The following is a 21266-nucleotide window of genomic DNA, read 5'->3' on the forward strand; positions in this document are numbered from 1 at the left end:
ACCCCACCACAAGTTGAGTGAACTTGGCTCAATAGTGCCACGCGGGCGGCGATCGTCAAGTCGGGGTTGAGTCGAGCTGACGCAAGTCCGACACAGCTACTCATCAGTTGTCTTCCCTTGCGTCGGTCGGGCACGCTTTAGCGGTGACGACGCACGGCGATCCCGCCACCCAGTCCGGCGCGCCCGCCGTCGCAGCCCGCACCGGCCCCACGGACGCCGGGGAGGACCCGCCCGCCACCACCGGGGACGACAGCCTGCCCGCTGCGCTCGCCGGCCTGCGGGCCGCGATCGGGACGGCCCGGTTCCCGCTCGCCCTGCCCTCGGCCGAGCCGGCCCGGCGCACCGGCGCCGCCCTCACCGACCAGCTCGACGACTACCTCATCCCCCGGCTCGCCCGGCTCGACGCGCCGCTGCTCGTGGTGGTCGGCGGGTCCACCGGCGCGGGCAAGTCGACCCTGGTCAACAGCCTGGTACAGGCCCGGGTGAGCGCCGCCGGGGTGCTCCGGCCGACCACCCGCTCGCCGGTGCTGGTCTGCAACCCGGCCGACGCCGCCTGGTTCCGCCAGGGTGAGCTGCTGCCCGGCCTCACCCGCACCAACGAGCCCAGCGAGGATCCGGGCACCCTGCACCTGGTCACCGCCCCCGCGCTCCCGGCCGGGCTGGCCTTCCTGGACGCGCCCGACATCGACTCGGTGGTCGACGCCAACCGGGCGCTGGCCGGCCAGTTGCTGGCCGCCGCCGACCTCTGGCTCTTCGTCACCACCGCCGCCCGCTACGCCGACGCGGTCCCGTGGGAGCTGCTGCGCAGCGCCCGGTCCCGGGGCGCGGTGATCGCCATGGTGCTCGACCGGGTGCCGCCGGAGGCCGCCGACGAGATCGCCGCCCACCTGTCCGAGATGCTCGCCGCCCAGGATCTCGGCGCGGCGCCGCTCTTCGTGCTGCCGGAGACCTGGGTCGACGGCCAGGGGCTGCTGCCCGACCGGGTCACCGCGCCGCTGGCCGACTGGTTCGCCCGGCTGGCCGCCGACGCGGACGCCCGCGCGGCCGTGGTCCGGCAGACCCTGGACGGGGCGCTCGCCTCGCTGCACCCCACCGTCGAGGGGCTCGCCGACGCCGCCGAGGAACAGGTGGCCGCCGCCGACGCGCTCGACGAGCGGGTCCGGGCCGCGTACCGGGGCGCGCACCGGACCGTCGAGCAGGGGCTGCGCGACGGTCGGCTGCTCCGCGGCGAGGTGCTCGCCCGGTGGCAGGAGTTCGTCGGCACCGGCGAGTTCTTCCGCACGCTGGAGGCGCGGATCGGCCGGCTGCGCGACCGCGTGGTGGCGGCGGTGACCGGCCGGCCCGCCCCGGCCGCCGAGCTGCGCACCGCGATCGAGTCCCAGCTGGTCACCCTGCTGCGCGGGGTCGCCGCCGAGGCGGCCGAGCACGCGTACACCGGGTGGAAGGCGCACCCGGCCGGGGCGGCGCTGCTCGAACCGGCGCTCGCCCACCCCGCCGACGACCTGCCCGAGCGGGCCGAGCGGATGGTCCGCGACTGGCAGCGCGCGGTGCTGGAGCTGGTCCGGGTGGAGGGCGGCGACAAGCGGTTCGTGGCCCGCACCGCCGCGTACGCGGTGAACGCCACCGGGCTGGCCGTGATGATCGCGGTGTTCGCCTCGACCGCGTTCATCCCGACCGGGCTGGAGGTCGCCACCGGGGCCGGCACCACGGTCGCCGCGCAGGCCGTGCTCCAGGCGATCTTCGGCGACCAGGCCGTGCGTACGCTCGCCAACCGGGCCCGGGCCGACCTGCTGGACCGGGTGCGGGCGCTGCTGGACGACGAGGCGGCCCGCTACCTGGCCCGCACCGAGCAGGCCCGGCCCGCCGCCGACACCGCCGCGGAGCTGCGCCGGGCCGCCGGTCGGGTGGAGGTCGCCCGGCACCGCAGCGGGTTCGCCGAGCCGACCGGGCCTGCCCTGCCCGCCGAGAAGGAACAGGCGTGAACAACATCGTGGGGCGGATGCGCGAGGCGTTCCGCGGCGACCAGCGGGTGGACGCCGACGACCTGATCGCCCGTCTGGAGGCGGTCCGCCGGTTCCTCGGCCTCGTCGACGGTCACCTGCCGGACGCCCGGCTCGTCGCCGCGCACACCCTGGTCGAGCGGGCCGGCACCCGACTGGCGCTCTCCCGCGACCACACCGTGGTGGCCCTCGCCGGAGCCACCGGCAGCGGCAAGTCCAGCCTGTTCAACGCGTTGGCCCGGCTGGAGCTGTCGCCCGTCGGCGTGCGCCGCCCCACCACCGGGGTGACGCACGCCTGCGTGTGGGGGCCGCTGGACGGCGGCAGCCGGCTGCTCGACTGGATCGGCGTGCTGCCCCGGCACCGGTTCGTCCGGGAGAGCGCGCTGGACGGCGAGGACGAGTCCACCCTGCGCGGGCTGATCCTGCTCGACCTGCCCGACTTCGACTCCGTGCAGCGGTCCCACCGGCTGGAGGTCGACCGGCTGCTCGGCCTGGTCGACCTGGTGGTCTGGGTGGTCGACCCGCAGAAGTACGCCGACCGGGTGATCCACACCAGCTACCTGCGCGAGTTCCACCGGCACAAGGACGTCACCCTGGTCGTGCTCAACCAGGCCGACCGGCTGCCCCCGGCCGAGCTGCCGCGGGTGCTGGCTGACCTGCGCCGGCTGCTCGACGCCGACGGGCTCGGCGGCGTGCCGCTGCTGGCCACCACCGCGATCGACCCGGCCGGCATGGTCGGGCTGCGCGAGGCGCTGGAGCGCACCGTGGCCGAACGGCAGGCCGCGCTGCGCCGGCTCTCCGGCGACGTGGACGGCGTGGTCGTCGGGCTGGCCGAGCTGGTCGGCCCGGAGCAGCCGGCCGCCGGGCCGGACGCCGGGGCGGTCCGCGAGCTGAACCGGGCGCTGGCCGGCGCGGCCGGGGTGCCGGCGGTGGCGGAGGCGGTCGAGCTGGCGTACCGGCACCGGGCCGGCGCGGCCACCGGCTGGCCGGTGGTCCGGGGCTGGCGGCGGCTGCGCCCCGACCCGCTGCGCCGGCTGCACCTCGCCGCCGGCCCCGGCGGCGACGACGACCCGGCGGAGAGCCTGGTGGCCGCGACCTCCGTGCCCGACCCGACCGCCGCCCAGCGGTCCGCGCTCGGGCTGGCCATCCGGTCGGTGGCCGACCGGACCGGGGGCGACCTGCCGGCCGACTGGCCGGCCGCGGTGATCGCGGCCGCGCGATCCCGCCTCGGCGACCTGCCGGACGCGCTGGACCGGGCGGTGGCCGGCGCCGACCTGGGCATGGACCGGCGGCCGGTCTGGTGGCGGCTGGTGGGTGGCGTGCAGTGGCTGCTCACCCTCGCCGCGCTGGTCGGCCTGGGCTGGCTCGCGCTGGGCTACGCGCTGCGCGCGCTCGGACTGCCCCCGCTGGACAATCCCACGGTCGGTGTGGTGCCGCTGCCGACCCTGCTGCTCCTCGGTGGCCTGCTCGCCGGGTTGCTGCTCGCGGCGCTGACCCGGCCGGTCGTCCGGTGGGCCGCCCGGCGCGCCCGCTGGCGGGCCGAGCAGCGGCTGACCGCCGCGGTGGCGACGGTCGGCGAGACGTACGTCCTCGCCCCGGTACGGGTGGTGCTCGGCTCCTACGCCAAGGCGCGGGAGGCGCTGCGGGCCGCGGCGCGCGGATGACGGCTCGGCTCGCTACCGCTGACCGGGGCGGCCCGGCGGCGTAGGGTCGATGCATGGCCACGCCCCAGACCCCCTACGACGCGGTGCTCCACGCCGCACGCGACGTGACCAGGCTGGACACCGCCCTCGACGCCGAGATGCTCGGCGCGGCGCTGCTCGGCAGCGTCTACGCGGTCGCCGAGACCGACCGCAGCCGCGCCGTCCGGGACTTCGTCGCCGGCTTCCTGGTCGCCACCTCCCGCCGCCGTACGGCCGCCGCCACCACCATCCGATCGGTCTTCGCCGCCCTGGTGCCCGACGCCGAGGGGGCTGCCCGGGTCCGCCCCGGCGCCGCCGCGCCGGCCTGGTCCGGCCAGCTCGGCAAGGTGCACCTCACCGGCAGCTGGGCGTACGGCGACGTGTACGGCGACCAGACCTCCTACCTCGCCACCTTCGCCTACGACGACGCGGCCGGCGGCCCGGAGCACGCGCTGGTGGCCCTGGTCGACCACAACATCGGGATCACCAAGGACGTCTTCGTCGGCGGTCCCGCCGAGCGGATCCTCGAGCAGGTCCGGCAGATGTGCGCCGGCGACGAGCTGACCTGGTTCCGCGAGGAGGATCCGGCCCGCATGCACGGCGAGGTGAGCCGGCACCTGGCGGTCACCGACGACCTCGGCGAGTTGCCGGGCGAGGGCTCGCTGGCCACCGACCGGGCGCTGGTCGGCGCGCGGCTGGCGTTGCTGCCGCACGGTGCCGTCCCGCCCGCCGCGCCGGACGCCGTCGAGCCGCTCTCCAACGCCGAGCGTACGGAGCTGGTCCGGCGGTTCCTCGCCTCGCCGGAGGCGGCCCGGTTCGGCCTGGACACCATCGACGGCCCGGAGCTGGCGTCCCTGCACTTCTGCCTGAGCCTGCTGCTGGACCACGCGGCGAGCTTCCCGGACGCCGACCCGCTGCGCTGGAGCCCGGCGGTGGCCGGGTTGTTCCTGCTGGACTGGGTGCACCGGCGGGCCGTGCTGGACATGGACGACGCCGCGATGCTGCCCCGGGTGCTGCGCGGCTGGGCCGCGTACGCCGCCCGCCAGCGCGGGCTGCCCGAGCCGGCGGCGGCGCAGACCGACGCGGCGATCGAGGAGATGGTGCCGGAGTTCGCCCGGCTCTACACCACCGGCGAGCGGCGCAGCCCGGCCACCGCCGCGGTCGCCCAGCTGATGGCCGACGGCGTCGACCCGGACGACCCGGCCGCCCTGAACGCCTGGATCGAGGCCAACCGCCACCGCCTGGCCGACGACGGCGCCTAACCCCCAACCCCCCTCTCCCCACCGACGCGGTCACCCCGTTGATCATGAGGTTGGCGGCACTCGAGGAGATCGACATCGCCGCCAACCTCATGATCAACAAGGCCCGGCCCGGCGCGGGGGTGGTCAGGGGTCGACCAGGGTCAGGTGGGTGGGGGCGATCGAGAGGGTGAGGCGCTGGGCCCAGTCGAGGGTGAGGCGGTCGGCCTCCAGGCCGTCGGCGAAGGCCACCAGCCCGTCCGACTCGGCGACCAGGTCGAGCCGGTCGGCCCCGGCCAGCCGGCCCGCGGTGAGGTCGACCCCGGTGACCGGGGACGGCCACGCCTCCCGGACGAACCAGCAGAGCGCGGCCTCCTCCGGGGCGGGCAGCGGCGGCGCACCCGGACGGTCGCGCGCGATGGACGCGCACCAGCCGGTCGCCCCCGTACCGCTGCCGACCACCAACCCGGAGGAGGAGTGCCGCTCCCGCCGGGTCCGCCCGCTCTCGCGCACCGCGAGCAGGTAGCGGGCGGACTGGTGGGAGGCGTGTCCGACGTAGACCTCGTTGAGGCCGACCAGCTCCTGGCCGTCGTCGAGGGTGGCCCGGACCATGGTCCGGGGTCGGGTGCGGGCCGCGCCGGCCACGACCGCCGGCAGCAGGCCGGCGAGCGACCCGGCCCGGTGCCGGACCAGCACCCCGGCGTTGCGGCCCGGTTCGGGGTCCACTCCGATCACCGGCTGCCCAACCAGGTACTTGGCGACGTTGGCCACCAGGCCGTCCGGCCCCACCGCGACCACCACGTCCTCCGGTCCGAAGAGGAACCGCGGCAGGTCGTCGCGGTCCACCGCGCCGCGCCGCCAGTCGGCCGGCACGGCCGCGCCGACGGCGGTCAGCGCGGCCTGCAGGGCCTCGTGCCGGTCCACCACCTCGGCCAGGTCCCGGCCGCGTTCCCGCAGGTACCAGGCCGCCGCGGCCCGGGTGCCGTGCCGGGCCAGCAGCTCGTCCAGCTCGCTGCGCCGGCTGACCACCACCACCCGGGGGGCGAGCGTGCCGGCCCCGCCGGCGGCCGCCGGGCCGCTCACCGGGCCGGCCGCCGGGTGAGGGCCGGGCGGCACGCCGGGCCCGGTCCGATCGACGCGGGCGTCCCCCGCCTCCCGATGCCGCTCATCGGGCCGGGCCCAGCCGGGCCAGCAGGTCGGCGACCAGGTCGGGGGTGACGGTGAGCTGCCCGATCTGCGGCAGCTGCCCGGCCAGGTCCCGGACCGTCAGCGCCCGCAGCACCTCCGGCGGCAGTTCGGCGTACGCGGCCAGCTTCGCCGCCTCCGCCTCGGCCTCGGCGAGCCCGACCGCGCGCACCCCGTCGGCCCGAGCGGCGGCCAGGACCCGCTCCTTCTCCGCCTCGGCGCCGGCCAGCACCCGGGCCCGCTCGGCCGCCGCCGCGTCGGCGACCTTCTCCCGCTCGGCCTTGCCCTGCGCGGCGGCCAGTTCGGCGGCGGCGTCCAGCTCGACCCGACGCCGGGAGTTCGCGCCGTGCTGCTCGACCAGCTGCTGCTCCCGCCGGGCCAGCTCGATCTTGTTCTGCAACTCGTTCTCGGCGATCGAGCGTTCCTGCTCGACGGCCTGGGCGCGCCGGGCGTAGGTGGCCCGGTCGGCCTCGACCTGCACCGCCTCCCGGGTCGGCGTCTGCAGCGCGCGCTCCAGCTCCGGCTCGGGCCGGATGGCGACCACCCGGGCACTGACCACCGCCACGCCGACGTCGGCGAGCCGGGCCTCGGCCGCCAGGGCCGCCGACACCGCCTCCCGGACCGGCGCGATGGTGGTGAGCGCCTCGGCCAGCGGCACCCGGGCGAGCAGGTCGAGCGCGGGCTGCTGGGCCAGCTCGGCGAGGAGGGTGGCCACCTGGTCGAGCGGGCGGGACCGGGCCCGACCGGTACGCGGGTCGACCGAGAAGTCGAGCCGGGCGGCGGCGAGCGCCGGGTCGGCCACCCGGTAGGTCACCGTGGCCTGCACGGTGATGTCGGCGAAGTCGCCGGTGCGGGCGTGGAAGAGCAGCGGCAGTTCCCGGTCGTCCACCGGGACCTCGCTGAGCACCGCATGCAGCGGCCGGTACCAGAAGGAGAGCCCGGTGCCCTCCCGGCGGACCCGCCCGCCCACCTGCAACCGCGCCCAGCTGGTCGGCGTCCCGCGCAGGTGGCGCAGGAAGAACCGCCTCGTCACGTCGGCCATCGTCCCCACCTCTCTTCTTTTTCGTCCTTACGACGATAAACCCTCTGCTAGATTCTCGTCAAGGTGGTGATAAAGATGGCCGAGTACCCGCCCTTCGCGGTGACCGTCGACCTGGTGGTGCTCACCGTCCGGTCCGACGAGCTGAACGTGCTGCTGGTCCGGCGCGGCGTCGAGCCGTACCGGGGGCGGTGGGCGCTGCCCGGCGGCTTCGTCCACATCGACGAGGACCTACCGGACGCCGCCGTCCGCGAGCTGACCGAGGAGACCGGCCTCGCCGAGCCCGGCGGGCACCTCGAGCAGCTCGGCACGTACGGCCGGCCGGACCGCGACCCGCGCGGCCGGGTGGTCACGGTGGCCTGGCTGGCACTCCTGCCCGACCTCGGCAGCCCCGTCGCCGGCACCGACGCCGCCTCGGCCGACTGGCTGCCGGTCGCCCGGCTCACCCCCGGGCAGCTCGCCTTCGACCACGACCGGATCCTCGCCGACGGCGTGGAGCGGGCCCGGGCGAAGCTGGAGTACACCCCGCTGGCCGCCGCGTTCTGCCCGCCCGAGTTCACCGTGGCGCAGCTGCGGGCGGTCTACGAGACCGTCTGGGGCACCCGCCTCGATCCGCGCAACTTCCACCGCAAGGTGACCGGCACGCCGGGGTTCGTGGAGCCGGTGGGCCGGTCCACCGAGGGGGAGCGGGGTCGCCCGGCGCAGCTGTTCCGGCGGGGACCCGCCACGCTGCTGCACCCGCCGATGCTGCGCCCGTCCTGACCGCCCGGTCGGGTGGGCCGCTCGGCCGGCGCTCAGCGGAGGGCGGCGAAGACGACGCCCGCGATCAGCCCGCCGAGCCCGCCACCGGCCAGCACCTCGGCCACCGTGTGGTCGCGCAGCCGCACCCGGGACCAGCCGACCAGGGCGAGCAGCGGCACGGTGACCAGCAGCCGGGCGCCGAACGTCAGCACCAGCACGACCACCGCGCCGGCGGCCACGGCGGCGTGGATGGACATCTTCCACCAGTGGCTCACCGCCACCGCGACCACCAGGCCGAGCAGCCCGGCGGCGGCCAGCGCCAGCACCGGGCGGGGCGCGCCGAGCACCGCGAGCAGGGCCAGCCCGGCGGCCACCGAGGAGAGACCGAAGAGCAGCGGGACCCGCCGCTGCTCGCGGACGCCCACGTGGTGGTCGGTGAGCCGGCCCCGGCGCACCCCGCCGACGATGTACGCGAACGGGATGCCGCTGACGAAGAGCGTGGCGAGCAGCCCCCAGGCCAGCCCGTGCACCGCGCCCCGGCTGCTGTGCCAGCCGATGGCGACGGTCAGCCCGGTGACCAGCACCGCGGGCGCGGTCACCTCCGTGACGATCCGGGCCAGCCGCAGCCCCGGACCGGGCCGGGCGGCGTCGGCCGGCGGGACTTCCCGGTTCACCTGCCGTGGACCGGAACCGCACCCGTGGCCGGGGCCGGCGAGGTCCGCGGCGCGGGGACCGGACCGGCCGGTTCGGCGACCGGGGAGCCGGTCCGCGGCGACGGGGTGCGCGCCGGGCGGGCGCCCGGGGCCGGCGTGTCGACCGCCGGACGCGGCCCGGGCACGGGCGACCCGGTTGACGTCGGGGCGGGGCTGCTCGCCGAGGTCGGCGTGCCGGTCGGGGTGACCACCGGGGAGGGGGTCGGGCCGGTCGGATCGTCGGGCGACGAGGTCGCGTCGTCCGGCGACGCCGGCGGGGTGGGCGTCCGGATGGCGCTGGGGCTGACCGACGCCGACGGCGAGGGCGTGGGCGAAGGGCCGGTGCTCGGTGAGCTGGACGGCGACGGCCGGGGCGGCGGCGGGGCCGTCGTACCGCCGGACGGCCGGGGCCGGGCCGGCGCCGGAGTCCGGGTCGGGACCGGATCGGCCGGGAACCCGGCCGGCCCCGACGGCCGGCGCGCGGCCGGCCGCCACGGGGTGGTGGCCGCCGGGCCGACGGCCGGTGAGGCGGGCGGGGTGACCGCCGGCTGGCTGGTCACCGGCAACGGGATCACCACCGGGCCGACCGACGGCGTCGGGATGAACGGGGTGCTGGTGTCCGGCAGCGCGGTGCTGCCGACGGTGGCCGACCCGGTGCTGATCGCGGCCAGGATCGGCATCGACGCGGTGCCGGCCAGCAGGGCCACCGTGAACAGGTAGCCCCGCGACGGGGCGGCGGAGCCGGGTGCGCGGTGCGCGCCGACCACCCGGCGGTAGCCGCCGGCCGAGCGGTGCCGGCCGAGCAGCGGAGCACCCGGTCCCTCAGCTGGCTCGGACACCGCACACTCCTCGTCGTCGTCGGTCCACCGGAGAGGCCGGACGGGTTGACCCGCCCGGGAAGCGGCAAACCACTCGATCGGTGGCGATCCGCCCACACCAGGGTGGCGCAGTGACGGTGCGTCGGCCAACCCGCTACAGCGTGTCGCCACGCGTATCTGGCCGAACGGTGACGAACCATCGCCGGATCGGTCGGGCGGCGATGGATGCGACGCCGGGCGATCTGTGTAACGAAGTGGACGGCCACGCGGGTGCGGGGCGGGCGTACTGTGGGCCCGCTCACCCTTGATGCGAATATGGACCACGACGGCAACGCAGCCGCGACCTCCGCGCACCCTCGCGGCAGGCGCGGCTCGACGCCGGCGCTCCCGAACCGGGTTCGGCCAAGAATCCGGCTCACGCCGCGCGGCAACCCCCACCGGGGCTAGGCGCGGCCGCCAGGAACCCGTCCGGCACCAGCCGGACAGGCGCACGAGTTGCGCGGCCGGGTGACCCCCCGGTGCCGACGCAGACATGACAGGGAGAGACGGATGGCAAAGGGCGACCCCGGGGTCACCACCCGCGGCCGGCGGGCCGCACCCCGGTCGAAGAAGGCCGGGGCCGGCACGGCCGGCGACCCGGAACTGGTGCAGCTGCTCACCCCGGAGGGTGAGCGGATCGAGAGCGTGACCGGGCCGGACGGCACCGAGTACCGCGTCGACTTCACCGACGAGGAGTACCGCGGGCTCTACCGCGACCTGGTGCTGGTACGGAAGCTGGACGCCGAGGCCACCGCCCTGCAGCGGCAGGGTGAGCTGGGCATCTGGGCGAGCCTGCTGGGCCAGGAGGCGGCGCAGGTCGGCTCCGGCCGGGCCCTGCGGACGCAGGACATGGCCTTCCCGACCTACCGCGAGCACGGCGTGCTCTACTGCCGGGGCATCGACCCGATCATGCCGCTCGGCCTGTTCCGCGGCGTCGACCAGGGCGGCTGGGACCCGAACGAGTTCAAGTTCAACATGTACACGATCGTGATCGGGGCGCAGACCCTGCACGCCACCGGGTACGCCATGGGCATCGCCATGGACGGCAAGACCGGCACCGACGACGGCGAGGCGGTGATCGCCTACTTCGGCGACGGCGCCACCAGCCAGGGCGACGTGAACGAGGCGTTCGTCTGGGCCGGCGTGTTCAACGCGCCGGTGGTCTTCTTCTGCCAGAACAACCAGTACGCCATCTCCGAGCCGCTGGAGCGGCAGACCCGCATCCCGCTCTACCAGCGGGCCGCCGGCTTCGGCTTCCCGGGCATCCGGGTGGACGGCAACGACGTGCTGGCCACGTACGCGGTCACCCGGACCGCGCTGGACAACGCCCGGCACGGGCAGGGCCCCAGCCTGATCGAGGCGTACACCTACCGGATGGGCGCCCACACCACCTCCGACGACCCGACCCGTTACCGGATCGCCAGCGAGGTCGAGGCCTGGCAGGCCAAGGACCCGATCGCCCGGATGAAGGCGTTCCTGACCAGGCAGCAGCTGGCCGACGCGGACTTCTTCGCCGAGGTCGACGAGCAGGCCCGCCGCGAGTCGGTGCACCTGCGCGAGCGGGTGCTGGCCATGCCGAACCCGGAGCCGAGCACCCTGTTCGACCACGTCTACCCCAACGGGTCCCCCCTGCTCGACCAGCAGCGGGAGCAGTTCAGCAGGTACCTGGAGTCGTTCGAGGGGAGCGCGCACTGATGGCCACGGAGACGCTCACCCTCGGCAAGGCCCTCAACACCGGCCTGCGCAGGGCCCTGGAGAACGACCCGAAGGTCGTCATCATGGGCGAGGACGTCGGCAAGCTCGGCGGCGTCTTCCGGATCACCGACGGGCTGCAGAAGGACTTCGGCGACCAGCGGGTGATCGACACCCCGCTCGCCGAGTCCGGCATCATCGGCACCGCGATCGGCCTCGCCATCCGCGGCTACCGCCCGGTCTGCGAGATCCAGTTCGACGGCTTCGTCTACCCGGCGTACGACCAGATCGTGTCGCAGGTGGCGAAGATGCACTACCGCTCGCGCGGCAAGCTGCGGATCCCGATGGTGATCCGGATCCCGTTCGGCGGCGGCATCGGCGCGGTGGAGCACCACTCGGAGTCGCCCGAGGCGTACTTCGCGCACACCGCCGGCCTGAAGGTCGTCTCCTGCGCCAACCCGCAGGACGCCTACGTGATGATCCAGCAGGCCATCACCTCGGACGACCCGATCGTCTTCCTCGAGCCGAAGCGGCGCTACTGGGAGAAGGGTCCGGTGGAGCTGGACGCGCCGCTGGCCGACGCGTACCCGCTGCACGCCTCCCGGGTGGTCCGGCCCGGCACCGACGTCACCCTGCTGGCGTACGGGCCGATGGTGCGCACCTGCCTGGACGCGGCGACCGCCGCCGCCGAGGACGGCCGGGAACTGGAGGTCATCGACCTGCGCACGCTCTCCCCGCTCGACCTCGGCGTGGTGTACGAGTCGGTGAAGCGCACCGGCCGGGCCGTGGTGGTGCACGAGGCGCCGTCCAACGTCGGTCTCGGCGCCGAGCTGGCGGCCCGGATCACCGAGGAGTGCTTCTACTCCCTGGAGTCCCCGGTGCTGCGGGTGACCGGCTTCGACACCCCCTACCCGGCCGCCCGGGTGGAGGAGGAGTACCTGCCCGACCTCGACCGGGTGCTCGACGCCGTCGACCGCACCTTCGGCTGGTGATCGGCATGTCCCGGATCAAGGAGTTCAACCTGCCCGACCTGGGCGAGGGTCTCACCGAGGGCGAGATCCTCAGCTGGCTGGTCAAGGTGGGCGACACCATCGAGCTGAACCAGCCGATCGTCGAGGTGGAGACGGCCAAGGCGGCCGTGGAGATCCCGGCGAAGTGGGCCGGCCGGGTGCAGGCGATCTTCCACCCGGAGGGCACCACGGTGGAGGTCGGCACCCCGATCATCGCGATCGACACCGACCCGGGCGCCGGGCCGGTGGAGACGCCGGAGGCGCCGTCGGGCGGCGAGCTGCCCACCCCGTCGGCGGCCTCGCTGGCCGCGGTCGAGGTGGCGCCCGCCGAGGGCATGGTCGAGCCGGGCCTGATCGGCGGCCCCGCCCCGGGCGGCCGGACCGCCGTGCTGGTCGGCTACGGCCCGCGTACCACCGCCGCGAAGCGCCGCCCGCGCAAGGGTGACGTCCCGGCGCAGGCCCAGCCGGCCACGGCCGCCGCGGCACCGGTGCAGCCGGCGCCGCCCGCGCCGGTCGAGGCCACCCCGCCCGCCGGCCGCAACGGCCACCCCGCCGCCTCCGGCGGCGGCCTGGTGCTGGCCAAGCCGCCGGTGCGCAAGCTCGCCAAGGACCTGGGCGTCGACCTCGCCACGCTGACCGGGTCGGGCCCGCTGGGCTCGATCACCCGGGAGGACGTGCAGCGGGCGGCGGCCGGCGCCACGGCGGCGGCCGAGCCGGTCGCGGCGACGCGGCCGGCCACCGCGGCCGCGAGCTTCGGCGCGGACCGCGAGCAGCGCATCCCGGTCAAGGGGGTACGCAAGCTCACCGCCGAGAACATGGTCCGGTCGGCGTTCACCGCGCCGCACGTGACGGAGTTCCTGACCGTCGACATGACCCGGTCGATGAAGGCCCTGGACCGGCTGCGCAACCGGCGGGAGTGGCGGGACGTGCGCGTCTCGCCGCTGCTGCTGGTGGCCAAGGCGGTGCTGCTGGCGGTCGAGCGGCACCCGATGGTGAACTCCACCTGGGCCGGCGACGAGATCGTGGTCAAGGAGTACGTCAACCTGGGCATCGCGGCGGCCACCGAGCGGGGGCTGATCGTGCCGAACATCAAGGACGCCGGCCGGCTCTCGCTGCGCGAGCTGGCGGACGCGATGACCGACCTGGTGCAGACGGCGCAGGCGGGCCGTACCTCGCCGGCCGACATGTCCGGCGGCACCCTGACGATCACCAACGTCGGGGTGTTCGGGGTGGACACCGGCACGCCGATCCTGCCGCCGGGCGAGTCGGCGATCCTGGCCTTCGGCGCGGTCCGCGAGATGCCCTGGGTGCACAAGGGCAAGGTCCGCCCGCGCCAGGTCACCACGCTGGGCCTGTCGTTCGACCACCGGATCATCGACGGCGAGCTCGGCTCGAAGTTCCTGCGCGACGTCGGGGACTTCCTGGCCGACCCGGAGGCGGCGCTGCTCGCCTGGACCTGACCGTTCCGACACCAGGCCACGGCCGGTGTGCCCGGGGTTGACGCCCGGCACACCGGCCGTGACCGTTAGGGAAACAGAAACATCGGTGAGACATGGTCCTGACCTTTGATTGTTAGGCAGGTGTCTCAGCTCACCTAAGAATCGATGGAAGTTGGCGGCGTTCTGCGGTTCAATAGAGACACGACGGGCTGACAACCGAATAGCCAGGAGGAGAGACCGCCATGAGCATGATCGACCGAATCCGGAACCGCCGCGACGCCCACCGCCGCGCCCGTGCCATCGAGCACGCGCTGCGCTCGGCCAACTCGCCCGCGGTCCGCGACGAGATCCTCGCCATCGCCCAGCGTCACATGAGCTGACGCTCCACAACTTTCCTCACCTCCTCCAGATCGATGACCCGCCCGGTCCGCCGGGCGGGTCATCGGCGTTTCACACCCCTCGGCACCGGGATTCCACCTCGCCGCAGCGCCCGGTACGGTGGGGCTCGGTCATCGCCCGTCGACCCGGACCGGGTCGGGCCGATAGAAGCTGCTCGACACCGTACGGCGACGCGGAGTGACGACCGAGTGCTCCCCGGGTGCCCCTGGGCCGCCACCGGATACGGTGCGGGGAGCCGGCACGGCCGGTACCGCCGGCGACGCCGGCAGCCCTGCCGAGCAGACCGATCGGCACCGGCGGCCGACATGTGATGGAGGAGGCGCACGCATGACGTCCGAGGGCCCGCACCACCCCGGCCAGGAGCCGGACGAGGTGTCGCCGGGCGCCGGCGGACCGGCGCCGTACGGCGACCGGCCGGCGCAGCAGCACACCGGGTACGGCGTGGCCACGCCCGACCTGGGCTGGGCGCCGCCACCCCCCGCGCAGCCGGGCCCGCCCGCTCCGGCCTGGGCCGCGTCCCACGAGCAGCCGCAGGACGCCCGCGGCGCCGCCCAGCCGCCGCAGCAGGGCGAACCGGGCGCCTGGAACCCCGCCGGTGACCCGCAGCCCGGCTGGCCCGCCCAGGGTGAGCAACCCGGCCAGCAGCCGTGGGCCGCCGGCGGTTCCCCGGAGCAGCCCGGGTGGCCGCAGGGCGAGCAGTCGGCCCCGGCCTGGGCGCAGCCCGGCCCGGCTGCCCGCGGCGCCGCCCAGGTCCCGGCCCCCGACGCCTGGCCCGTCCAGGACGGCGGCACCGCCGGCCAGGACCCGGCGCAGTCGGGCGGCTGGCACACCGACCACGCCCGGCAGGACGACCGCCCGCAGCAGCCCGACTGGGCCGCCGCGCCGCAGCAGGACGACCCGGCCCGCTCCGGCGGCTGGGCCGGCACGCAGCAGGACGAGCAGCCCGCCTGGGCGCAGCCCGAGCCGGCCGCCCGGGGCGCCGTGCCGCCGCCCGCGCCGGCCTGGGCCGGCCAGGACGAGCCGGCCCCTTCGGCCGGCTGGAACGCCGAGCCGCGGCCGGAGCAGTCCGGCGGCTGGGCCACCGGGCCGCAGGACGACCACCCCCGGCAGCCCGACTGGGCCGCCGCGCCGCAGCAGGACGACCCGGCGCGCTCCGGCGGCTGGGCCGGCACGCAGCAGGACGAGCAGCCGCGGCAGGCCGACTGGGGCGCGCCGGACGACCGGTCCCCGGCCGGCTGGGAGGCTTCCGCCGAGCAGCGCCCCGGCGGCGCCTGGGGTGGCCCGGCCGACGACCCGGCACCGGCATCCGACGAGCCCGGCGGGTGGGGTGCCGCCGCCGCGTCGCAGCCCGCCGACCGGCCGGAACAGCACGGCTGGACGCCGGCCGAGCCGAACTCCACCCCACCGGCGCGGGCCACCGCCTCGGTGCCCGGCGACGGCGGCCCGCCGGCCTGGTCCCCGGGTGCGGGGCAGCCGCCGCAGTGGAACGGGGCCGACCGACCGGCCGGTCCGGACGTCGGCCTGCCCTCCCGCACGCCGAGCATCCCGAACGTCGAGCCGTGGGACGCCGCGGAGGCGTGGGGCCGCGCCGGGGCCGAGCCGGCCCGGGCCGGCAACGACCAAGTGGCCGGCCGGCCCGAAGCCCCCGTCTACCAGCCCGCCCCCGGGCCTGGCATCTCGCCGGCCAACGCCGTGCCGCTGCCTCCGCAGGAGCAGCGGGTGCCGGGCGCCAGCCTGGCCGCCGCACCGCCGGCCGACTACCCTCCGCCCGCCCAGTTCGCCCCGGAACAGCCGGCCTACGCGGAGCAGTCCGCCCGGGACGGCGGCGCGCCGGCGTACGAGCGGGAGCAGCCGGGTTGGGGGCCGGCCGGATCGCGGCACGAGGAGCCGCAGTCCCCGGCCGGTCCGGTGGTGCCCGCCCCGCGTACCTCCCCCGAGGCGGCCGAGCCCGCGGCCGGCAGCGTCTCGGCGAGCGCCTCGGTGCCGCTGGCCAGCCGGGTGATGCCCCCGGCCGACCAGGCGCAGCGCCCGACCGGTACGCCCCCGCCGCAGCCCCGGGTGTACGGCCGGCCGGCCCGCCCGGAGCCGGCGGACGAGCCGGAGCCGGTCGAGCAGGACGCGTCCCGGACCGAGCACGCCCCGCCGCCCCGGTTCGACCAGGCGCCGGAGCCGCGCTTCGACGACCGGGCGCCGGCCGGGCCGCACGGCTTCGACGACCGGCCCGCGGCCGGCCCGAACGGTTTCGCCGGGCCCGCGCCGGTCGCACCGGCCTCGCCGGCGCCGCCGCCGGCGTTCCCGCCCGGGGTGCCCTCCTTCGTCGACGCGCCGGCGAACAACCGGCCGGTCAACGGGGTGCGGCCGCACGCCGGCGCCGACCGCCCGGCCGACCACTTCGGCGGTCCGGGCGACCACTTCGGCGCTCCGGCGGACCACTTCGGCGCTCCGGCCGGCGGTGGCGCCCCGGTCGGTGGCGCCGCGGTGGGCGCCCCGCCCGGTTACGGTCCCGCCCCGACGCCCGAGGCGACCCCGGGGGGCGGCTTCCCGCCGTCGTACCCGCCGCCGCCGCAGCAGCCGGCCGGCCCGTCCTGGGACCAGACCCCGGCGGAGCAGAACCGGTTCGACACGTTCAAGCCGGAGGCGGAGCCGAAGACCGAGGCGCCCACCCCCAAGGTGCGCAACGGCCGGGTGCTCGCCGCCGTGCTGGTCGCCGCCGTGCTGATCCTGGCCGTGCCGCTGGGCCTGCTGACGCTGCTCGGCAAGGTCGGCGCTGACGAGAAGGGGCCGGCCTACGAGCTCGGCAGCTGCGTCAAGCAGGCGGGCAACGGCGCCGCCGAGGTCGACTGCGGCGAGGAGGGCGCCTTCACCGTGGTGTCGAAGGTAGACGCCAAGGAGAAGTGCGCCGACCCGGCGCAGCCGCACGTGGAGCTCGCCGGCGCGGGGCCCAACCGGGTGCTCTGCCTGAAGCCGGCCCGGCAGTAACCGGACGAGCACGACCGGCGGGGCCACGGGAGACCGTGGCCCCGCCGCCGTTTCGGAGCGGATGTGACCGAGCCCGCCCCGGGGTACCGGCCGGAACGACGGGTGCCGTCCGGCAGACTGGCGACATGAGCGCACGAGTACGGGCACCGGAGCTGCGCGGCCGGGGCTGGCTGAACACCGGCGGTCGGGAGCTGAAGCTCGCCGACCTGCGCGGCAAGATCGTCATTGCCGACTTCTGGACCTTCTGCTGTATCAACTGCCTGCACGTACTCGACGAGCTGCGCCCGCTGGAGGAGAAGTACGGCGACGTGCTCGTCGTGATCGGCGTGCACTCACCGAAGTTCGAGCACGAGAAGGACGCGGACGCCCTCGCGGCGGCGGTCGAGCGGTACGGCGTGCACCACCCGGTGCTCGACGACCCGGAACTCGGCATGTGGCAGCAGTACGCGGCCCGGGCCTGGCCGACCCTGTCGGTGATCGACCCCGAGGGCTACGTGGTGGCCACCATGGCCGGCGAGGGGCACGCCGAGGGGCTGGCCCGGCTGATCGACGAGCTGATCGCCACCCACGAGGCCAAGGGCACTCTGCACCGCGGCGACGGCCCGTACGTGCCGCCGGCCGAGCCGGAGACCACGCTGCGTTTCCCCGGCAAGGCGGTGCTGCTGGAGAACGGCAACCTGCTGGTGTCGGACTCGGCCCGGCACTCGCTGGCCGAGCTGGCGCCGGACGGCGAGACGCTGGTCCGCCGGATCGGCTCGGGCAGCCGCGGCCGGGCCGACGGGCCGGCCGAGGCCGCCGGGTTCTCCGAGCCGCAGGGGCTCTGCCTGCTCCCCACGCACGTCGCCGAGCTGGCCGGCTACGACCTGGTCGTCGCGGACACCGTCAACCACCTGCTGCGCGGCGTACGCCTGGCCACCGGCGAGGTGGTCACCGTGGCCGGCACCGGGCGGCAGTGGCGCTCCACGGTCGACGACCACGCCCACGACGCGCTGGCCGTGGACCTCTCCTCCCCCTGGGACCTGGCCTGGTACGACGACAAGGTGGTCGTCGCGATGGCCGGCATCCACCAGCTCTGGTGGTTCGACCCGGTGAAGCGGACCGCCGGCATGTACGCGGGCACCACCGTCGAGGCGCTGCGCGACGGCCCGTTGGCCGACGCCTGGATGGCCCAGCCCTCCGGCCTCTCCGTCTCCGCCGACGGCGCCCGGCTCTGGGTCGCCGACAGCGAGACCAGCGCCATCCGCTACGTCGAGGGCGGCGTCCTGGGCACCGCCGTCGGCCAGGGCCTCTTCGACTTCGGCCACGTCGACGGGCCGGCCGCGTCGGCGCTGCTCCAGCACCCGCTCGGGGTCTGCGCGCTGCCGGACGGCTCGGTGCTGATCGCCGACACCTACAACGGCGCCGTCCGCCGCTACGACCCGGCGAGCGACCAGGTCTCCACCGTCGCGGACGGGCTGGCCGAGCCGAGCGACCTGGTGCTCACCCCGGAGGGCGAGGTGCTGGTGGTGGAGTCCGCCGCGCACCGGCTGACCCGGCTGGCCCCGGGCGCGCTCACCGCCGCCGGGGCGAGCACGGTGGACGGCCCCCGGCACCGCGCCGAGCGGCAGCCGACCGACGTCGCGGCCGGCGAGCTGACGCTGGACGTCATCTTCACCCCCGCGCCCGGGCAGAAGCTGGACGAGACGTACGGCCCGTCCACCCGGCTGGTGGTCTCGGCCTCCCCGCCGGAGCTGCTGGTCGAGGGGGCGGGCACCGGCACCGAGCTGTCCCGCCGGCTGGTGGTCGACGGCGACGTCGGCGGCGGTGTGCTCCAGGTGACCGCGCAGGCGGCGACCTGCGACGCCGACGTCGAGCACGCGGCCTGCCACCTGACCCGCCAGGACTGGGGCGTGCCGATCCGGGTGGTCGACGGCGCCGCCACCCGCCTCCCCCTGGTCCTCCGCGGCCTCGACGCCTGACCCGATCCGGGCAGCCGCACGGCAGGAGTGGCCGCGAGAGCACTCCTGCCGTGCGATGCGCGGATCCCGGCGGCGGACCGGGCGTCAGGCGAACGGCTCGGGCGTGACGCCGGCGTCGATCAGGGCGGCGCGGACCAGCTCGGCGGCGGCCACCGCACCGGGGCTGTCGCCGTGCAGGCAGATCGACTCCACCTGGCACGGGATCACGGTGCCGTCGACGGCCACGACGGTGCGCTCGGTGGCCATCCGGACGGCCCGGGCGGCCACCTCCTCCGGGTCGGTGACCAGCGCGCCGAAGGCGGTGCGCGGCACCAGCGAGCCGTTCGGCAGGTAGCCCCGGTCGGCGAAGCCCTCGGCCACCACCCGCAGCCCGGCGCCCACCGCGAGCTGGGCGAGCACCGAGCCGGGCGAGCAGAGCACCGGCAGGTCGTGGTCGTACTCGCTGACCGCGGCGACCAGCGCCGCGGCCTGGGACTCGTCGCCGGCCGCCGCGTGGTAGAGCGCGCCGTGCGGCTTGAGGTAGCGGACCCGGGTGCGGAACGCCCGACAGAACGCGTCCAGGGCGCCGAGCTGGTAGGTGACCTCGTCGCGCAGGTCGGAGAAGGCGTACGCGATGTGCCGGCGGCCGAACCCGGCGAGGTCCCGGTAGCCGACCTGGGCGCCGATCGCGACGCCCCGCTGGACGGCCGCGGCGCAGACCCGACGCATGGTGGACGGGTCGCCGCCGTGGAAGCCGCAGGCGACGTTGGCGGAGGTGACCAGGTTCAGCAGCGCCTCGTCGTCACCGAGCCGCCAGATGCCGAAGCCCTCGCCGAGGTCAGCGTTGAGGTCCATGAAATCTCACCGTAGTGCCTGGCCGGGCCTGCGCGAGCGGGGTCACGTCGTCCACCACCCCGACGACCGGGTACCCGCCGGTGGTCGGATGGCCGGCGAGGAAGATCAGCGGCTGGCCGTCCGGCGGCACCTGCACCGCGCCGAGGACGAGCCCCTCGCTGGGCAGTTCCCCGGCCACCGCGCGGGGCAGCGGCGCGCCGGTGAGGCGCGCGCCGACCCGGTTGCTCAGCGGGCTCACCGCGTACGCCGTGCCGAACAGCCGATCCAGCGCCGCCGGGGTGAACCAGTCGTGGCGGGGGCCGAGCCGCAGTGCCAGCCGCAGCTCGTCCGGGGCCGACGGGCCGACGGTCAGGTCCACCGGGGCGGGTGGCCCGAGCGGGATGCCCAGCGGCAGCCGGTCACCGTCGCGCAGCGGCGGCTGGCCGAGCCCGGAGAGGGTGTCGGTGGACCGGCTGCCGAGCACCGGTTCGACGGCGATCCCGCCGCCGACCGCGAGCCAGTTGCGCAGCCCGTCGGGGGGCGGACCGATCCGCAGCACCGCCCCCGCCGGCAGCGACAGCGGCCGACCCACGTCGCCGGGGCGCCCGGCGACCCGGACGGCGGTGCCGGCGCCCGTCACCGCGACCGTGGCGGCCCGGGTGAAGCGGAGGTCGCAGCCGGTCAGCGTGATCTCCAGACCGGCCGCCGGCTCCGGGTTGCCGACCAGCCGGTTGGCCAGCCGCAGCGCCGCCGGGTCGAGCGCGCCGGACCGGGGTACGCCGAGGTGCGCCCAGCCGGGCCGGCCCAGGTCCTGCACGGTGGTGAGCGCACCGGCCCGGAGCACCTCGACCACCGCGGTCATCCGGCCACCAGGCGCACCTCGGTGCCCGGGGTGAGCCGGGCCGGCGGATCGGCCCGCACGTCGAAGAGGGCCATCCCGGTGCGCCCGACCAGCAGCCAGCCCCCCGGTGACGCGCTCGGGTAGATCCCGGCGTACGGGCCGGCCAGGGCGACCGAGCCGGCCGGCACCCGGGGGCGGGGACTGGGCAGCCGGGGCACGGCCAGCTCGGCCGGCAGCCCGGTCAGGTACGCGAACCCGGGCGCGAAGCCGCAGAAGGCCACCCGGAACTCGGTCTCCCGCAGCCGCCGCACCACCGCCGGCACGTCCACGCCCCAGTGGCCGGCGACGACGGGCAGATCCTCCCCGTCGTACGTCACCGGGACCTCGACCGGCTCGGCGGCGGCCGTGGTGGTGGCCGGTCGGGGAGCCCAGCCGGCGATCAGCGTGGCGGTCGCCGCCGGGTCGGGCACACCGTCGAGCAGGACGGTGGCGGCCGCCGGCACGATCTCGTCGGCGGTCAACTCGCCGCGCTCCCGCCGGCGCCACAGCTCGGCCCGCCACCCCTGCACCTGGTCGGGGTGGTCGCAGTCGAGCAGCAGGGCGTGCGCCCCGACGGGTCGGATCCGCATCCCGTCATCCTCGCGGATCAGCCTGGAAGGCGGGAGGGCACAGGGCCCGGCGCGGGAGTGACCGGTCGCACT

The 21266-nt window shown here is 76.4% G+C and carries 17 protein-coding genes; 11 read left to right on the forward strand and 6 right to left on the reverse strand.

All coding sequences use genetic code 11. From position 1 onward, the window contains the following. Nucleotides 1-143: 143 nt before the first annotated feature. Genes AC1WTP_RS03515 through AC1WTP_RS03525 form a run of 3 tightly spaced genes read left to right on the forward strand, consistent with a single transcriptional unit; the run spans nucleotide 144 to nucleotide 4944 of the window. On the forward strand, nucleotides 144-1982 hold the full coding sequence (locus tag AC1WTP_RS03515) for an ABC transporter (RefSeq protein ID WP_481647786.1): 1839 nt from the start codon (nucleotides 144-146) through the stop codon (nucleotides 1980-1982). 17 nt (nucleotides 1983-1999) lie between these two features. Beyond that, the gene (locus tag AC1WTP_RS03520) at nucleotides 2000-3664 is read left to right on the forward strand and encodes a GTPase (protein ID WP_481647889.1); all 1665 of its coding nucleotides are present in this window, start codon (nucleotides 2000-2002) and stop codon (nucleotides 3662-3664) included. A 53-nt stretch (nucleotides 3665-3717) separates the two neighbouring features. After that, nucleotides 3718-4944, forward strand: a complete 1227-nt coding sequence (locus tag AC1WTP_RS03525; RefSeq protein WP_481647787.1) for a hypothetical protein — start codon at nucleotides 3718-3720, stop codon at nucleotides 4942-4944. Between the two features lie 123 nt (nucleotides 4945-5067). On the opposite strand, the gene AC1WTP_RS03530 is transcribed toward AC1WTP_RS03525, so the two are convergent. Further along, entirely contained in the window at nucleotides 5068-6003 is a 936-nt protein-coding gene (locus AC1WTP_RS03530) for an NAD(+)/NADH kinase (protein ID WP_481647788.1), read from the reverse strand. 82 nt (nucleotides 6004-6085) lie between these two features. Continuing rightward, on the reverse strand, nucleotides 6086-7147 hold the full coding sequence (locus AC1WTP_RS03535) for an SPFH domain-containing protein (protein ID WP_481647789.1): 1062 nt from the start codon (nucleotides 7145-7147) through the stop codon (nucleotides 6086-6088). Nucleotides 7148-7222: 75 nt separating this feature from the next. Between AC1WTP_RS03535 and AC1WTP_RS03540 the strand changes: the two genes are divergently transcribed. Continuing rightward, complete coding sequence (locus tag AC1WTP_RS03540) at nucleotides 7223-7906, forward strand: NUDIX hydrolase (protein WP_481647790.1); 684 nt, start codon at nucleotides 7223-7225, stop codon at nucleotides 7904-7906. Nucleotides 7907-7938: 32 nt separating this feature from the next. On the opposite strand, the gene AC1WTP_RS03545 is transcribed toward AC1WTP_RS03540, so the two are convergent. Beyond that, on the reverse strand, nucleotides 7939-8559 hold the full coding sequence (locus AC1WTP_RS03545; protein WP_481647791.1) for a phosphoesterase PA-phosphatase: 621 nt from the start codon (nucleotides 8557-8559) through the stop codon (nucleotides 7939-7941). 24 nt (nucleotides 8560-8583) lie between these two features. Between AC1WTP_RS03545 and AC1WTP_RS03550 the strand changes: the two genes are divergently transcribed. From AC1WTP_RS03550 to AC1WTP_RS03580, 7 genes are all read left to right on the forward strand, one after another. After that, the gene (locus AC1WTP_RS03550; protein ID WP_481647792.1) at nucleotides 8584-9297 is read left to right on the forward strand and encodes a hypothetical protein; all 714 of its coding nucleotides are present in this window, start codon (nucleotides 8584-8586) and stop codon (nucleotides 9295-9297) included. A gap of 647 nt (nucleotides 9298-9944) precedes the next feature. Further along, entirely contained in the window at nucleotides 9945-11129 is a 1185-nt protein-coding gene (gene pdhA / locus AC1WTP_RS03555) for a pyruvate dehydrogenase (acetyl-transferring) E1 component subunit alpha (protein ID WP_481647793.1), read from the forward strand. Continuing rightward, nucleotides 11129-12118, forward strand: a complete 990-nt coding sequence (locus AC1WTP_RS03560; protein WP_481647794.1) for an alpha-ketoacid dehydrogenase subunit beta — start codon at nucleotides 11129-11131, stop codon at nucleotides 12116-12118. The genes pdhA and AC1WTP_RS03560 overlap by 1 nt, the downstream gene beginning before the upstream one ends. 5 nt (nucleotides 12119-12123) lie before the next feature. Continuing rightward, nucleotides 12124-13596 carry a dihydrolipoamide acetyltransferase family protein gene (locus AC1WTP_RS03565; RefSeq protein WP_481647890.1) on the forward strand — a complete coding sequence of 491 codons (1473 nt, stop codon included), beginning with the start codon at nucleotides 12124-12126 and terminating at the stop codon, nucleotides 13594-13596. A gap of 221 nt (nucleotides 13597-13817) precedes the next feature. Beyond that, entirely contained in the window at nucleotides 13818-13955 is a 138-nt protein-coding gene (locus AC1WTP_RS03570) for a hypothetical protein (RefSeq protein WP_481647795.1), read from the forward strand. A 346-nt stretch (nucleotides 13956-14301) separates the two neighbouring features. Next, on the forward strand, nucleotides 14302-16953 hold the full coding sequence (locus tag AC1WTP_RS03575; protein ID WP_481647796.1) for an LppU/SCO3897 family protein: 2652 nt from the start codon (nucleotides 14302-14304) through the stop codon (nucleotides 16951-16953). 125 nt (nucleotides 16954-17078) lie between these two features. Then, complete coding sequence (locus AC1WTP_RS03580) at nucleotides 17079-18911, forward strand: NHL domain-containing thioredoxin family protein (protein ID WP_481647797.1); 1833 nt, start codon at nucleotides 17079-17081, stop codon at nucleotides 18909-18911. 84 nt (nucleotides 18912-18995) lie between these two features. Here the strand turns inward: AC1WTP_RS03580 and AC1WTP_RS03585 are convergent, their stop codons facing one another. The 3 genes from AC1WTP_RS03585 to AC1WTP_RS03595 are packed head-to-tail and all read right to left on the reverse strand — an operon-like array spanning nucleotide 18996 to nucleotide 21194. Beyond that, nucleotides 18996-19745 carry a LamB/YcsF family protein gene (locus AC1WTP_RS03585; RefSeq protein ID WP_481647798.1) on the reverse strand — a complete coding sequence of 250 codons (750 nt, stop codon included), beginning with the start codon at nucleotides 19743-19745 and terminating at the stop codon, nucleotides 18996-18998. Next, entirely contained in the window at nucleotides 19729-20586 is an 858-nt protein-coding gene (locus AC1WTP_RS03590; protein ID WP_481647799.1) for a 5-oxoprolinase subunit C family protein, read from the reverse strand. Before AC1WTP_RS03590 ends, AC1WTP_RS03585 begins: the two co-directional genes overlap by 17 nt. Next, nucleotides 20583-21194 (reverse strand): 5-oxoprolinase subunit B family protein, encoded by a 612-nt coding sequence (locus AC1WTP_RS03595; protein WP_481647800.1) that lies wholly within the window; start codon nucleotides 21192-21194, stop codon nucleotides 20583-20585. The genes AC1WTP_RS03590 and AC1WTP_RS03595 overlap by 4 nt, the downstream gene beginning before the upstream one ends. Nucleotides 21195-21266: the final 72 nt, after the last annotated feature.

This window comes from Micromonospora sp. R311 (assembly GCF_056780015.1).